The organism is Kitasatospora sp. NPDC059646, from assembly GCF_042734615.1.
Lineage (GTDB): Bacteria > Actinomycetota > Actinomycetes > Streptomycetales > Streptomycetaceae > Kitasatospora.
In genome coordinates, this window is the sequence record NZ_JBHWDS010000002.1 from 126,698 (window position 1) to 140,255 (window position 13,558).

Sequence of the window (13,558 nt, forward strand, 5' to 3'; positions counted from 1 at the left end):
CTTGACAACGCGCGCGCCGCCGCGCTTCTTCCGCCCTGACGGGCGGTCAGCCGGACTCCTCCGCCAGCGCCCGCAGCCGCGACAGCGCCCGGTGCTGGGCCACCCGCACCGCGCCCGGCGACATGCCGAGCACCTCGCCGGTCTCCTCCGCCGACAGCCCGTCCGCCACCCGCAGCAGCACCAGCTCGCGCTGCCGGGCCGGCAGGTTGGACAGCAGCTCCTTGATCCACGCCGCGTCGCTGGACAGCAGCGCCCGCTCCTCCGGGCCGAGCGAGTCGTCCGGCGTCTCCGGCAGGTCGTCCGGCGGGATCACCGTCGAGCCGGGCCCGCGCATCGCGGCCCGCTGCAGATCGGCGATCTTGTGCGCGGCGATCCCGTACACGAAGGCCTCGAACGGGCGGCCGGTGTCCCGGTAGCGGGGCAGCGCGCACAGCACCGCGACGCACACCTCCTGCGCCACGTCGTCCACGTGGTGCCGGGCTCCGCCGGGCAGCCGGACCAGCCGGCCGCGGCAGTACCGCAGCGCCAGCGGGAGCACGTAGCCGAGCAGCGCCTCGATCGCCGGGCCGTCGCCGCGCACCGCGGCCGCGACCAGCTCCGCCACCTGGGGCGACGCCGCGCCCGGAACCTGCGGGCGGCCGCCCGCACCCGACGCACCGTCGGATTCCGCCGGCCCGCCCTCCGGAGCCGACGACGGATCGGCAGCCGCACCCCCGGGGGTGGGCTGCGCCGGACCGGCCCCGGCGGCCTCCTCGTCGTCATGCATCGGTCCATGGTGCCTGGTCGGACCGGAAAACGCGGCACCGCGTCCGGACTTGTGCATCGGAACGTTATGCGTCGCCGGGTGCACCGTGCCGCCTCCCCTGCCTGTCCGCTGGTCCCCGAGGTGCTCCACTACTCCATGGTGCAGCCTCGGGACCACAACGTCACACGTCCGAGCGAGCGCAGTTGCCGCACCCGCTCAGCGGACCAGGCCCCAACGGAAGCCCAGCGCCACCGCGTGCGCGCGGTCCGAGGCGCCCAACTTCTTGAACAGCCGCCGGGCGTGCGTCTTCACGGTGTCCTCGGACAGGAAGAGCTCACGGCCGATCTCCGCGTTGCTGCGGCCGTGGCTCATGCCCTCCAGCACCTGGATCTCACGGGCCGTCAGGGTCGGCGCGGCGCCCATGTCCGGGCTGCGCAGCCGGCGCGGCGCCAGGCGCCAGGTCGGGTCGGCCAGCGCCTGGGTGACGGTGGCCCGCAGCTCGGCGCGCGAGGCGTCCTTGTGCAGGTAGCCGCGGGCCCCGGCGGCGACCGCGAGGGCCACGCCGTCCAGGTCCTCGGCCACGGTGAGCATGATGATCCGGGCGCCCGGATCGGCCGAGAGCAGCCGGCGGACCGTCTCCACCCCGCCGAGCCCGGGCATCCGGACGTCCATCAGAACGAGATCGGAACGGTCGGCCACCCAGCGGCGGAGGACCTCCTCACCGTTCGTCGCAGTGGTCACCCGGTCGACGCCGGGCACGGTCGCCACCGCACGGCGCAGCGCCTCCCGGGCGAGCGGGGAATCGTCGCAGACGAGTACGGATGTCATGACCGTCGTCCTCCGCAGCTGATCCGCGTCACGTTGAGCCTCCTGGCTGGTACGAACCTCTCCGACACGGCCGCCGGGACGGACCCCGATCCGGTCGCCTCGTTCCGCGACCGATCCCGATGCCCTGCGCCTGCTGACCGCCTCCGTACATCCAACGACCGTCACTCGAATGAGTTACGGCTTCCGGTCCATCTCCACCACTGTACGTGGCCAACCCATCACAGAAGAGCCACCTCGCGGTGCACACGCCGCACTTTTGTGCAGCTCGCGCGCGGTGCCCGCGCCGCGCACGCCTTCCGGCCGCGGTCCGCGCCCCGCCGAACACCCGAGCGGGACGCGATTCGCCTTAAACCCTATTGCACCGTTTGTCCGTTTTTATAGCTTCCGTCAGGTCATTGACTGTTGTGTCGGACTGTGGGTGACTTGTCCATGTAGTTGGGTGTAAGTCATATTTCCAGGTGTCCGTACCGGTCCCGTGCAGCCTCGCCGCAGCAGCCGCAGCCGAGCCGCCAGGTCCCGCGTCATTGAAGGGAATGAGCCATGGCAGATTTCTCCCGCCTCCCCGGCCCCAACGCAGACCTCTGGGACTGGCAGCTCTCCGCCGCCTGCCGCGGCGTCGACAGCTCGCTGTTCTTCCACCCCGAGGGCGAGCGCGGCGCCGCCCGGACCTCGCGCGAGGCGAGCGCCAAGGAGGTCTGCATGCGCTGCCCGGTACGCGCCCAGTGCGCGGCCCACGCCCTGGCCGTCCGCGAGCCCTACGGGGTGTGGGGCGGCATGACGGAGGACGAGCGCGAGGAGCTGCTCGGCCGCTCCCGCAACCGCCTGGTCGAGGTCCCGCTGGCGATGCCGCAGACCGTCCGCCACTGAGCATCCGGTGAGCAGCCGCACCCGCGTCCCGCCGCGGTGCCGGCCCCCGGCCACATGAAGAAACGTTTCGCCACTCGCGCAGCGCCGCCCCGTCCCGGGCCGGCGCCGCGCCCGTCTACGGGGCCGGGCCGTCTCGGGGCCGTGGCTGTTCGGACGGCGCGCCCCGCTCGGGGGCCGGTGGGCGTCAGCGGGCGGCGGCCGCCGCCGCGAGCTGCTCCAGCATCAGCTCCACCGCCGGAACGCCCGCCAGGTCCGGGAGGGTCAGCGCCACCACCTCGCGCCGGGCCGGCTCCCCCGACGCCACCCGCACCGGCACCGTCGCCACCCCCGGGTGCCGCACCGACTCCAGCGCCAGCCCCGGCAGCACCGCCACCCCCAGACCCGCGCCCACCAGGCCCACCACCGCCGGGTAGTCGTCCGTCGCGAACTCGATCGCCGGCGCGAAGCCCGCGTCCGCGCACAGCTCCACCAGGTGCCCCCGGCACTGCGGGCAGCCCGCGATCCACTGCTCCTGCGCCAGCTCCGCGAGGTCCACCGGCTCGCCCTCGCCCCGGCCCGCCAGCGGGTGCCCCGCCGGCACCAGGCCCACCAGCGGGTCGTCCAGCAGCGGCCGCACCACCAGCTCCGACCAGTCGTTCGCCGCGGCGGTCGCCGCCGCCTCCAGCGTCGCCTCGGCCCGCGCCTCGCGCAGCGTCGCGTGCGGCGACGGCAGGCTCAGGCCGCCCTGCGAGTCCGGGTACCGGAACGCGAGCGCCACCTCGCACTCCCCGCCGCGCAGCATCGCCAGCGCCTGCGGGGGCTCCGCCTCCACCAGCGAGACCCGCACCCCCGGGTGCGCCGCCCGCACCTGCGCCACCGACCGCGGCACCAGCGTGGAACTGGCGGTCGGGAACGAGACCAGCCGCACCCGGCCCGCCCGCAGCCCCGCGATCGCCGCGACCTCCTCCTCGGCGGCGGACAGCCCGGCGAGGATCCCGTTCGCGTGCTTCAGCAGCACCCGCCCGGCCTCGCTCAACTGCATCTCCCGCCCCGAACGCACCACCAGGGGGGTGTCCACCGCCTTCTCCAGCGCCTTCATCTGCTGGCTCACCGCGGGCTGCGTGCACCCCAGCTCCCGCGCCGCGGCGGAGAAGGACCCGGTCCGGGCGACGGCGTGCAGAACGCGGAGATGACGGGCTTCGATCACGCCCTCAACGATAGGGGGTGCGAAAACGCGGGCGCGGAGAACTGCGCGACCGGCCGGGCCACCACCGTCACGCCCCCGCCCACGCGCCCCCGCCCGCGCGAAAGGGCGCGAGGCCCTGTCCGCCCGCCGCGCACCGCGAAAGTGCAGGGGACCGGACGTACAGGGCCTCGCGCCCTCAGTGCCTGGCTGTCAGGCGGCCGCTCAGTGGCTGTGGCCGTGGCCGCCGTGCGAGTGGCCGTGGCCCGCGGCCTCCTCCTCTTCCTTCTTCTCGACCACGAGGGTCTCGGTGGTGAGGAGCAGGGAGGCGATGGACGCGGCGTTCTCCAGGGCGGAGCGGGTGACCTTGACCGGGTCGATGACGCCGGCCTTGACCAGGTCGCCGTACTCGCCGGTGGCGGCGTTGTAGCCCTGGCCGGCCTCCAGCTCGGAGACCTTGGAGGTGATGACGTAGCCCTCGAGGCCGGCGTTCTGGGCGATCCAGCGCAGCGGCTCGACCAGCGCGCGGCGGACCACGGCGACACCGGTGGCCTCGTCGCCGGACAGGCCGAGGCCGCCGTCGAGGACCTTCGCGGCGTGCACCAGGGAGGCGCCGCCACCGGCGACGATGCCCTCCTCGACCGCGGCGCGGGTCGCCGAGATGGCGTCCTCCAGGCGGTGCTTGCGCTCCTTCAGCTCGACCTCGGTGGCCGCGCCGACCTTGATCACGCAGACGCCGCCGGCCAGCTTGGCGAGGCGCTCCTGGAGCTTCTCGCGGTCCCAGTCGGAGTCGGTGTTGGCGATCTCGGCCTTGATCTGGGCGACCCGGCCGGCGACCGCGTCGGACGCGCCGGCGCCGTCGACGACGATGGTCTCGTCCTTGGTGACGGTGATGCGGCGGGCGCTGCCCAGCACGTCCAGGCCGACCTGGTCGAGCTTGAGGCCGACCTCCTCGGAGATGACCTGGCCGCCGGTGAGGGTGGCGATGTCGCCGAGGATGGCCTTGCGGCGGTCGCCGAAGCCGGGGGCCTTGACCGCGACCGCGTTGAAGGTACCGCGGATCTTGTTGACCACCAGGGTGGACAGGGCCTCGCCGTCGACGTCCTCGGCGATGATCAGCAGCGGGCGGGAGCCGCCGGCCTGCAGGACCTTCTCCAGCAGCGGCAGGAGCTCCTGGATGCTGGAGATCTTGCCCTGGTTGATCAGGATGTACGGGTCCTCCAGGACGGCTTCCTGGCGCTCCGCGTCGGTGACGAAGTACGGCGACAGGTAGCCCTTGTCGAACTGCATGCCCTCGGTGAACTCGAGCTCGACGCCGAAGGTGTTGGACTCCTCGACGGTGATCACACCGTCCTTGCCGACCTTGTCGATCGCCTCGGCGATCAGCTCGCCGACCTGGGCGTCCTGGGCGGACAGCGAGGCGACGGCGGCGATGTCGTCCTTGCCCTCGATCTCGCGGGCGACCGACAGCAGGTGCTCGGAGACGGCGGCGACGGCCTTGTCGATGCCCTTCTTCAGGGCGGCCGGGCCGGCGCCGGCGGCGACGTTGCGCAGACCCTCGTTGACCAGGGCCTGGGCCAGCACGGTGGCGGTGGTGGTGCCGTCGCCCGCGACGTCGTTGGTCTTGGTGGCGACCTCCTTGACCAGCTGCGCGCCGAGGTTCTCGTACGGGTCGTCGAGCTCGACCTCGCGGGCGATGGTCACACCGTCGTTGGTGATGGTGGGGGCGCCGAACTTCTTGTCGATGACGACGTTGCGGCCCTTGGGGCCGATGGTCACCTTGACGGTGTCGGCCAGCTTGTTGACACCGCGCTCCAGCGAGCGGCGGGCGTCCTCGTCGAACTGCAGGGTCTTCGCCATGATCCCGTTTCCTCAGGGTGTGGACTGCGTACGTGGAGCAACAACCGCGCCCCGGGCCCCTGTCAGTGCTGACACGGATCCGGGGCGGGCTGGGGACGTCTTACTTCTCGATGATGGCGAGAACGTCGCGAGCCGAGAGGACGAGGTACTCCTCGCCCTGGTACTTCACCTCGGTGCCGCCGTACTTCGAGTACAGGACGATGTCACCGACGGCGACGTCGAGCGGCAGACGCTGGCCGTCCTCGAAGCGGCCCGGGCCGACGGCCAGGACGACGCCCTCCTGGGGCTTCTCCTTGGCGGTGTCCGGGATCACCAGGCCGGAGGCGGTGGTGGTCTCGGCGTCGAGCGGCTGGACCACGATGCGGTCCTCGAGCGGCTTGATGGCAACCTTGCTGCTGGTGGTCACGTCCGAGCTCCCCTTCGGAGATTACGGGGTTGTCTAACAGGTAGGTGGGCGAGGGTGCGCGGCTGCCGTCGCGGGGGTCAGGCACGCATCTCCGCGTTAGCACTCCCCCTGGGGGGAGTGCCAGGAACGACCTTAGGACGCCGTTAGCACTCAGTCAACCAGAGTGCCAACGTCGTCGTGTCGGAGTTCGGCCCGGGCGGTCTCCGGCCCCCCGCTCGAACGCCCGTTCCCGTCGCGGGCCGGCGCCCGGGCGGCGGTCGCCTTCCCGGTGACCGGCCGGTGGGCGGGGCGGGGACAATGGGCCGGTGGAGATCGAGTCGTTCCGGGCGCTGCTGACCGAGCAGGGGCAGGCGCTGCTGGCCGAGTTGCGGGGTTTCACCGCGGACCAGGAGCTCGCGCTGGCGACCCGGCTGCGGCGGGACTACCCGGCCGAGCTGGTGCGCGCGGCGTTCGAGCAGGCGCGGCTGCGGCAGCGCGCCGAGGCGAAGTTCGGGGCGGACGCCGCCTCGATGTACTTCACCCAGCACGGCGTGGAGCAGGCGACCCGGCGCAGCGTGGCCGAGTGGCGGGCGGGGCGGTTCGCGGCGCTCGGGGTGGAGCGGCTGGCGGACCTGTGCTGCGGGATCGGCGGCGACGCGGTCGCGCTGGCCCGGGCCGGGATCTCGGTGCTGGCGGTGGACCGGGACGAGCTGACCTGCGAGGTCGCGCGGGCGAACGCGGCGGCGCTGGGCGTGTCGGAGCTGGTGGAGGTGCGCTGCGCCGACGTCGCGGACGTCGACACGGACGGTTTCGACGCGGTGTTCACCGATCCGGCGCGGCGCACCTCGCGGGGCCGGGTGTTCGATCCGGAGGCGTACTCGCCGCCGCTGTCCTGGGCGGTGGAGGCGGCCCGGCGGACGCCGTTCGGGGCGTTGAAGGTGGCGCCGGGGATCCCGCACGAGCTGGTGCCGGAGGGCGCCGAGGCGGAGTGGGTGTCCGACCGGGGCGAGGTGAAGGAGGCGGTGCTGTGGTTCGGCACCGCGGCCGCCGAGCCGTACCGGGCGACCCTGCTGCCGGGCCCGCACTCGCTGGCCGGCGGGGCGCTGCCGGACCCGCCGGTGGGTCCGGTGGGCCGGTACCTGTACGAGCCGGACGGCGCGGTGATCCGGGGCCGGATGGTCGCCGAGGTGGTGGCGTCGGTGAACGGCCGGCTGATCGACCCGATGATCGCGTACGTCACCTCGGACGACCTGCGCCCGACGCCGTACGCGCAGGCGTACGAGCTGTCGGACGTGCTGCCGTTCCACGTCAAGAAGCTGAAGGCGCTGGTGAAGGAGCGCCGGATCGGCACCGTGGTGATCAAGAAGCGCGGGGCGTCGGTGGTCCCGGAGGAGCTGCGCCGGCAGCTGAAGCCGTCCGGGCCGAACGCGGTGACGGTGATCGTGGCCCGTACGGCGGCCGGCCCGGTGATGATGCTGGGTCAGCCGGTGGGCTTGGCGATGTAGTCGTCGAGGCGGGCGACCGCGAAGCCCTGCTCCTGGATGCGGGCGAGCAGCTCGCCGAACATCTGGGTCATGGTCTCGCCCTTGAGGTCGGACGGGCCGCGGAAGTGGGCGAGGATGATGTCGCCGTTCTTCAGCTTCTTGTCGGCGGCCTGGTACTGCATGTCGTGGATCTGCATGGATTCGCGCCACAGCACGATGGCCCGGGGCCCGCACTCCTGCACGGAGGTGTTCAGGGTCGGGGTGTTCGCGCCGTCGCCGTAGGGCGGGCGGAACAGGTAGGGGGCGGTGCCGTACTGCTCGGTGAGGGCGGCCTGGTCGTCGCAGATCTGGGTCTTCTGCTGGGCGGCCGAGAGCTTGCTCATCACCGGGTGGTTGACGGTGTGGTTCTGGACGGTGTTGCCGAGCGCCTGCAGTTCCTTGAAGTAGCCGTAGTTGTTCTTGACGATGTCCTTGGTCAGGAACATCGTGATCGGCACCTTCAGGTCGGTGAGCATCTGGACGAACTTGGGGTCCTTCTCGGCCCCGTCGTCGATGGTGATGAACACGACCTTGTCCTGGGTGGGGACTTCGCTGAACACCGGCACGGCACCGGACCTGGTCAGCTTGATCGGCTTGTCGGCGGGCGGCGCGGGCGCCTTGGCCATCGGCTGGAGTCCCCACTTCGCCCAGGCGGCGGTGCCGACCGTGTCCTGCGCGGGGGCGGACGCGGCGGCGGAGCCGGACGACCCGGCGCCGGAGGACGCGGCGGCGGGCTGCGCGGGGGCGGGCGACTTCGCGGCGGGCGCGGAGCTGCCGCACCCGCTCACGGCCAGCAGCACGGCGAGCGCTCCCGCGCCGTACCCGATCCGGGCCCTGTTCGTCACCGGTCTCCCCCGCTCTTCCTCTACACGCGTGTCGATGTACTGGACGAACGCTACCGGCTCCGCGGTTGCCTACCCGACATCCGTTCGGGTGAAGGTCCACCGGTGCACCGGCCGGGCCAGCAGTCCGGCCGGGGGCTCCGGCACCGGCTGCGGCTCGCCGTTCCACAGCGCGATCAGCAGCACCCGGTCGCCGGGCGCGGTGAACAGCTCGACCCGCTCCAGGCCGGCCGCGCCGCGTACCGCGGGCAGCGCGAACTCCCGCGCCCAGGCGTGCAGTTCGCTGCCCCGCCGGTCGGCCGCCCGGGCCTCCCACATGGCCGCCAGGGTCACTTCAGCGCCTCGTGCGCGTGCGCGTGGACGTCTCCGTGCTCGCCCGGCACGTGGGTCTCGGTGACCGGCAGCGAGGAGTCCGCGGACAGGTCGAACGAGGAGGGGGTGCGGTTGCGCCACACCATCTCGGCACCGAGCGCGGCCACCATCGCGCCGTTGTCGGTGCACAGGCCCGGGCGCGGCACCCGCAGCACGATGCCGGCCTTGTCGCAGCGCTGCTGCGCCATCTCGCGCAGCCGGGAGTTCGCGGCGACGCCGCCGCCGATCATCAGGTGGTCGACGCCGTTGTCCTTGCACGCCCGGACGGCCTTGCGGGTGAGCACGTCGGTGACCGCCTCCTGGAAGGACGCGGCGACGTCCGCCACCGGCACGGTCTCGCCGGCCCGGCGCTTGGCCTCGACCCAGCGGGCCACGGCGGTCTTCAGGCCGGAGAACGAGAAGTCGTACGCCGGGTCGCTCGCGCTGCTCAGGCCGCGCGGGAAGGCGATCGCCCTCCCGTCGCCCTCGCGGGCCATCCGGTCGACCACCGGTCCGCCGGGGAAGCCCAGGCCGAGGACGCGGGCGACCTTGTCGAAGGCCTCGCCGGCCGCGTCGTCGATGGTCGCGCCGAGCGGCCGCACGTCGGTGGTGATGTCACCGCTGAGCAGCAGCGAGGAGTGGCCGCCGGAGACCAGCAGCGCCATGGTCGGCTCGGGCAGCCGGCCGTGCTCCAGCTGGTCGACGCAGATGTGCGAGGCGAGGTGGTTCACGCCGTACAGCGGCTTGTCCAGCGCCCAGGCGTACGCCTTGGCGGCGCTGACGCCGACCAGCAGCGCGCCGGCCAGGCCGGGGCCGGCGGTGACGGCGATGCCGTCGAGGTCGCCGGCCTTGACGCCGGCGGTGTCCAGCGCGCGCCGGATGGTGGGGACCATCGCCTCCAGGTGCGCGCGGCTGGCGATCTCGGGGACGACGCCGCCGAACCGGGCGTGGTCGTTGACCGAGGACGCGACCGCGTCGGCGAGCAGCGTGGTGCCGCGGACGATGCCGACGCCGGTCTCGTCGCAGGAGGTCTCGATACCGAGGACGAGCGGTTCGTCAGCCATTGTGATGATCCTTCAGATCGCTTGCATCGCTTGCCAGGTGGTCCAGACGCATCACCAGTGCGTCCACGTTGGCGGGCTGGTAGTAGCCCCGCCGGATGCCGACCGGCTCGAACCCGAACCGCTCGTACAGCCGCTGCGCGCGCAGGTTGTCCACCCGCACCTCCAGCAGCAGCTCGGCGCAGCCGCGCCGGACCGACTCCTCGATCAGCTCGGTCAGCAGCATCGCCCCGAGGCCCGCGCCCTGGTGCCCGGACTCCACGGCGATGGTCTGCACGTCGCCGTCCGGCCCGACCGCCATCAGCCCGGCGTACCCGACCACCGCGCCGTCCTCGTCCACCGCCACCACGTAGTGCCGGCTGCCGCCGGGGTGGGCCTCCGCCAGCTCCGACCAGTACATGCCGCGCGACCAGGCGTCGTCGGGGAACAGCCGGTGCTCCAGCACCATGACGGGCTCGATGTCCCACCACCGCATGGGACGCAGCGAGAACCTAGCCACGGCCGGACAGTCCCGCGCCCGTCACGCCGGAAGCACCGCCTTGTAGCCGGCGGGCACCTGCGCGTCCGGCCGCCGCAGGTACAGCGGGGCGTTCGGCAGCAGTGCGCGGCCGGCGGCCAGCTCGCGGACGGCGAAGTCGGCCAGCGCGCCCGCCGAGACGTGCTCGGGGCCGCTCGCCGCCGGCAGGCCGTACAGCAGCGCGCCCGCGCCGACCGTCCGCCCGCCGGGCTCGATCTCCGCCGGGCGGTCCACCGAGGGGCCGGAGACCCGGGCGCCGGACGCGTCGTAGGAGGCCCAGTAGACCTCCTTGCGGCGCGCGTCGGTGGCCACCGCGAACGGGCCGTCCAGGCCCTCGGTGCGGGCCTGGTGGGCGATCGCGTCGAGGGTGCAGACGCCGTGCACGGGCAGGCCGAGCGCGTCGCCGAGCGCGGCGGCCGTCACCAGGCCGACCCGCAGGCCGGTGTACGGGCCGGGGCCGACGCCGACCGCCAGGTCGGTGAGCTGCCGCTTGTCCACGCCCGCGCTGCGCAGCACGGCGGCGACGGTCGGCAGCAGCAGTTCGCCGTGCCGGCGGGCGTCGACCTCGTAGGACTCGGCGAGCACGCGCTCGCCGTCGTGGACGGCGGCCGTGACGGCGGGGGTGGCGGTGTCGAAGGCGAGGAGGAGCACGGGTTCAAGGTTAGAGGGTCCGGCGCGGGTGCCCGCACCGGCCGGGAACACACGATCGGAAGAGGCCGATGCGGCGCGGCGGACCTGGCACGATGGGCCTTCGGACGTGAGACGCGGAGCGTTGAGGAGCAGACGTGGCGAAGCTGGGTCCTGGTGCGGTGGTCGGCGGGCTGACCCTGGGGGCCATGGCGGTGATCGGGCTGTTGGCGTTCCAGGCCAACGGCGCCGCGTCCCGGGCGGTGGCGGCCGCCCCGGCGGCCCCGGCGAGCGCCCCGGCGGCTGCCGCCCCGGCGAGCGAGAAGCCGACCGCTCCCCCGCTGCCCGCCGACTCGGGGACGGGCCTGCGGGTGGTGTTCTCGCTGAAGGACCGCCAGGTGTGGCTGGTCGACCCGAAGAAGCCGGAGCCGGTGCTCGCCTCGTTCAAGGTGACGCCGGGCAGCGCGCTGCCGAACCCCGGCGCGTACACGGTCTACAGCCGCACCGCCGCGGGCACCGGCACCGACGGCCGGAAGATCGAGCACGTGGTGCGGTTCGCCCAGCAGCAGGGCACGGTGTTCGGCTTCAGCGCGCTGGTGGACGAGGGCGCGGCCGCGCCCTCGGTCGACCCGAAGACCAGGACCGGCGGCATCCGGGCGTCCCGGCCGGACGGCCAGGCGCTGTGGGACTTCGCGCCGAACGGCACCCGGGTCGTCGTGGTCGCCTGAGCCCGGCCGCTACGCGGCGTGCCGCTCCGGCGGGGTGGAGACCGCCTCGGCGGCCCGGCAGGACGCCAGGAGGACGCGCATCGGGACCGGCGGCGCGGCGGCGTCGGCACTCGGCTCGCGGGCGTCCGGACGCGCGGCCCCGTCGGGGGCGTCGGCCGGTTCGGGACGGTTCTCGGCCGGTTCGGGACGGGTGTCGGTCCGGGGGGTGGTGCTCGCCATGGGGCGCCTCCCTAGTTAGGCACACCTAACCTGCTGCCGCCATCCCATCACGCCCACCGGCCGGGCCGCAACAGTTTCCCGACGCGCTGTCGGAAACCGGCTCAGTTGTCACCCAATACGGTGAGGTCCACGTCGTCCCAGCGACCGCCCAGGCCGGTGACGGTGACCCGGCGCCCGTCCGCCTCGTCCACCACGTCCGCCTCCGCGCCGCCCAGGGTCCGCTCGATCCGGACCTCCAGCCGGTCCTCGGAGAGCTGCTCGACCTTGCCCTCGCCCCACTCGACGACGATCACCGACTCGGGCAGCGAGACGTCCAGGTCGAGGTCCTCCATCTCGTCCAGGCCGCCGCCCAGCCGGTACGCGTCCACGTGCACCAGCGCGGGGCCGCCGGTCAGCGACGGGTGCACCCGGGCGATCACGAACGTCGGCGAGGTGACCGCGCCGCGCACGCCCAGGCCCTCGCCGAGCCCGCGGGTCAGCGTGGTCTTGCCCGCGCCGAGCTCCCCCGACAGCAGCACCAGGTCGCCGGGGCGCAGCAGGGCGGCGAGCCGCCGGCCGAGGCCGGTCATCCGCTCCGCGGTGGCGACGGTCAGAGTGGTCTGCGAACCCATGGCGTCCTTCTTCGATACGTTGCGGCCACCCCTACGGTGCCACACCGCGGCCGGACGCCCGTTCAGCCCTCCGGCCGCCCGTCCTCGACCGCGCGCAGCTCCTCCGGCAGCGGGCCGGTGCCGGCCCGGCCGGCGGCCCGTTCCAGCAGGCCCACCAGCTCCGCGTCGACGATCGCGGGGCGCTCCAGCATCAGCAGGTGGCCGGCGTTCTCCACCAGCACCAGCCGGGCGCCGGGCAGGGCGGCGGCGATCGCCTCGGAGTACTCGGGCGGGGTGAGCAGGTCCTTGCTGCCGGCCATCACCAGCGTGGGGACGCCGTCCAGCGCGGCCAGCGCGGCCTGCTTGTCGTGCAGCGAGAACGCCGGGTAGAACTCGGCGACCACGTCGATCGGGGTGGCGTCGAGGAGCTGCTCGGCGAACCGCACCACGCCCGGGTCGACGTCCTTGGTGCCGAACGAGAACCGTCGGTAGAACACCGAGGCCAGCTCGGAGCCCCAGCGGCGGGTCGCCTCCACCAGCTCGACCTGCCGGCCCAGCATCCGCACCACGCCGGGCGCGACCCGCTTCAGCACCTTCGCCCCGGCCGCGGGCAGGCCCAGCGTCACCGAGTCCCAGCCGCCTGCCAGCGTGCCGATCAGCGCCACTCCGGCGACCCGGCCGTCCGGGCCGAACAGGTCGGGGTGCTGGGCGGCCAGCGCCAGCACCGTCATCCCGCCCATCGAGTGCCCGACCAGCACGACCGGCCCGTCCGGCACGACGGCGTCCAGCACCGCGCGCAGGTCGCCGCCGAGCTGGTCGATCGAGGCGGGCTCGCCCTTCAGGTAGGACCGGGAACGCTCGGAGCGGCCGTGGCTGCGGTGGTCCCAGAAGACCGTGCGCAGGGCGCCGCGCAGGGCGGCGCGCTGGAAGTGCCAGCTGTCCTGGTTCAGGCAGTAGCCGTGGCAGAACACCACGGTCGGCCCGGGGCCCTCGCCGGCGTCCACCTCCACGTACAGCTCGGTGCCGTCGTCGGCCCGCACCCGCCGGGGCGCGCCGCGCAGCGAGCCGAACGGCGCCGCCGCGTCCAGTTCCTCCCGGGCCCGTCGGCGCATCGCCCGCCCGACGGTCAGCCGCTCCACCGCCACCCCGGCCGCGGCCCCGGCGGCGAGCACGCCGAGCGATATCCCGATCAGCCCGGCCTTCGACACCCCGGACGACTCAGCCATGGGCGGCCCGGGGACGCGGGCGTGCTC

The 13,558-nt window shown here is 73.8% G+C and carries 16 protein-coding genes; 3 read left to right on the forward strand and 13 right to left on the reverse strand.

The features are described from left to right. Nucleotides 1-46: 46 nt before the first annotated feature. Both shbA and ACFV1L_RS01835 read right to left on the reverse strand, forming a co-directional pair. Nucleotides 47-766: an RNA polymerase sigma factor ShbA gene (gene shbA, locus ACFV1L_RS01830; RefSeq protein ID WP_380362006.1), complete on the reverse strand. Its 720-nt coding sequence runs from the start codon at nt 764-766 to the stop codon at nt 47-49. 195 nt (nt 767-961) lie between these two features. Then, complete coding sequence (locus tag ACFV1L_RS01835) at nt 962-1,573, reverse strand: response regulator transcription factor (RefSeq protein ID WP_014136228.1); 612 nt, start codon at nt 1,571-1,573, stop codon at nt 962-964. 540 nt (nt 1,574-2,113) lie between these two features. Between ACFV1L_RS01835 and ACFV1L_RS01840 the strand changes: the two genes are divergently transcribed. Then, on the forward strand, nt 2,114-2,440 hold the full coding sequence (locus tag ACFV1L_RS01840) for a WhiB family transcriptional regulator (protein WP_035863455.1): 327 nt from the start codon (nt 2,114-2,116) through the stop codon (nt 2,438-2,440). A 184-nt stretch (nt 2,441-2,624) separates the two neighbouring features. Here ACFV1L_RS01840 and ACFV1L_RS01845 read toward each other — a convergent pair whose 3' ends face one another. From ACFV1L_RS01845 to groES, 3 genes are all read right to left on the reverse strand, one after another. After that, a complete protein-coding gene (locus ACFV1L_RS01845) occupies nt 2,625-3,626 on the reverse strand; it encodes a LysR family transcriptional regulator (RefSeq protein WP_380362008.1) in 1,002 nt (333 codons plus the stop codon). A gap of 201 nt (nt 3,627-3,827) precedes the next feature. After that, on the reverse strand, nt 3,828-5,462 hold the full coding sequence (gene groL, locus ACFV1L_RS01850; RefSeq protein WP_380362010.1) for a chaperonin GroEL: 1,635 nt from the start codon (nt 5,460-5,462) through the stop codon (nt 3,828-3,830). A 100-nt stretch (nt 5,463-5,562) separates the two neighbouring features. Then, nucleotides 5,563-5,868 (reverse strand): co-chaperone GroES, encoded by a 306-nt coding sequence (groES, locus tag ACFV1L_RS01855; protein WP_014136232.1) that lies wholly within the window; start codon nt 5,866-5,868, stop codon nt 5,563-5,565. Between the two features lie 305 nt (nt 5,869-6,173). On the opposite strand from groES, the gene ACFV1L_RS01860 reads away from it, so the two are divergent. Continuing rightward, a complete protein-coding gene (locus ACFV1L_RS01860; RefSeq protein WP_380362012.1) occupies nt 6,174-7,352 on the forward strand; it encodes a methyltransferase domain-containing protein in 1,179 nt (392 codons plus the stop codon). Here ACFV1L_RS01860 and ACFV1L_RS01865 read toward each other — a convergent pair. From ACFV1L_RS01865 to tsaB, 5 genes are all read right to left on the reverse strand, one after another. Beyond that, nucleotides 7,328-8,215 carry a polysaccharide deacetylase family protein gene (locus tag ACFV1L_RS01865; protein WP_380362014.1) on the reverse strand — a complete coding sequence of 296 codons (888 nt, stop codon included), beginning with the start codon at nt 8,213-8,215 and terminating at the stop codon, nt 7,328-7,330. The genes ACFV1L_RS01860 and ACFV1L_RS01865 overlap by 25 nt on opposite strands. A gap of 69 nt (nt 8,216-8,284) precedes the next feature. Beyond that, the gene (locus tag ACFV1L_RS01870) at nt 8,285-8,545 is read right to left on the reverse strand and encodes a hypothetical protein (RefSeq protein WP_380362016.1); all 261 of its coding nucleotides are present in this window, start codon (nt 8,543-8,545) and stop codon (nt 8,285-8,287) included. Next, nucleotides 8,542-9,627 (reverse strand): tRNA (adenosine(37)-N6)-threonylcarbamoyltransferase complex transferase subunit TsaD, encoded by a 1,086-nt coding sequence (gene tsaD, locus ACFV1L_RS01875; RefSeq protein WP_380362018.1) that lies wholly within the window; start codon nt 9,625-9,627, stop codon nt 8,542-8,544. Before tsaD ends, ACFV1L_RS01870 begins: the two co-directional genes overlap by 4 nt. Then, nucleotides 9,620-10,123 carry a ribosomal protein S18-alanine N-acetyltransferase gene (gene rimI, locus ACFV1L_RS01880; protein WP_380362020.1) on the reverse strand — a complete coding sequence of 168 codons (504 nt, stop codon included), beginning with the start codon at nt 10,121-10,123 and terminating at the stop codon, nt 9,620-9,622. Before rimI ends, tsaD begins: the two co-directional genes overlap by 8 nt. A 21-nt stretch (nt 10,124-10,144) precedes the next feature. Then, nucleotides 10,145-10,792 carry a tRNA (adenosine(37)-N6)-threonylcarbamoyltransferase complex dimerization subunit type 1 TsaB gene (gene tsaB / locus ACFV1L_RS01885; protein ID WP_380362022.1) on the reverse strand — a complete coding sequence of 216 codons (648 nt, stop codon included), beginning with the start codon at nt 10,790-10,792 and terminating at the stop codon, nt 10,145-10,147. Between the two features lie 134 nt (nt 10,793-10,926). Here tsaB and ACFV1L_RS01890 point away from each other — a divergent pair, with 134 nt between their 5' ends. Then, nucleotides 10,927-11,496 carry a L,D-transpeptidase gene (locus tag ACFV1L_RS01890; RefSeq protein ID WP_380362024.1) on the forward strand — a complete coding sequence of 190 codons (570 nt, stop codon included), beginning with the start codon at nt 10,927-10,929 and terminating at the stop codon, nt 11,494-11,496. 9 nt (nt 11,497-11,505) lie between these two features. Here ACFV1L_RS01890 and ACFV1L_RS01895 read toward each other — a convergent pair whose 3' ends face one another. The 3 genes from ACFV1L_RS01895 to ACFV1L_RS01905 form a co-directional block, all read right to left on the reverse strand. Next, nucleotides 11,506-11,715 (reverse strand): hypothetical protein, encoded by a 210-nt coding sequence (locus ACFV1L_RS01895; protein WP_380362026.1) that lies wholly within the window; start codon nt 11,713-11,715, stop codon nt 11,506-11,508. 101 nt (nt 11,716-11,816) lie between these two features. Continuing rightward, nucleotides 11,817-12,326, reverse strand: coding sequence for a tRNA (adenosine(37)-N6)-threonylcarbamoyltransferase complex ATPase subunit type 1 TsaE (tsaE, locus tag ACFV1L_RS01900; protein ID WP_380362028.1), 510 nt, complete (start codon nt 12,324-12,326; stop codon nt 11,817-11,819). Nucleotides 12,327-12,388: 62 nt separating this feature from the next. After that, entirely contained in the window at nt 12,389-13,531 is a 1,143-nt protein-coding gene (locus ACFV1L_RS01905) for an alpha/beta fold hydrolase (RefSeq protein WP_380362030.1), read from the reverse strand. Nucleotides 13,532-13,558 lie beyond the last annotated feature (27 nt).

Excerpts from the sequence above, each read along its gene's own strand:
- tsaE (WP_380362028.1), bottom strand. The coding sequence starts at position 12,326 with ATGGGTTCGCAGACCACTCTGACCGTCGCCACCGCGGAGCGGATGACC.
- ACFV1L_RS01840 (WP_035863455.1), top strand. The coding sequence starts at position 2,114 with ATGGCAGATTTCTCCCGCCTCCCCGGCCCCAACGCAGACCTCTGGGAC.
- groL (WP_380362010.1), bottom strand. The coding sequence starts at position 5,462 with ATGGCGAAGACCCTGCAGTTCGACGAGGACGCCCGCCGCTCGCTGGAG.
- ACFV1L_RS01835 (WP_014136228.1), bottom strand. The coding sequence starts at position 1,573 with ATGACATCCGTACTCGTCTGCGACGATTCCCCGCTCGCCCGGGAGGCG.
- shbA (WP_380362006.1), bottom strand. The coding sequence starts at position 766 with ATGCATGACGACGAGGAGGCCGCCGGGGCCGGTCCGGCGCAGCCCACC.
- ACFV1L_RS01895 (WP_380362026.1), bottom strand. The coding sequence starts at position 11,715 with ATGGCGAGCACCACCCCCCGGACCGACACCCGTCCCGAACCGGCCGAG.
- tsaD (WP_380362018.1), bottom strand. The coding sequence starts at position 9,627 with ATGGCTGACGAACCGCTCGTCCTCGGTATCGAGACCTCCTGCGACGAG.
- ACFV1L_RS01905 (WP_380362030.1), bottom strand. The coding sequence starts at position 13,531 with ATGGCTGAGTCGTCCGGGGTGTCGAAGGCCGGGCTGATCGGGATATCG.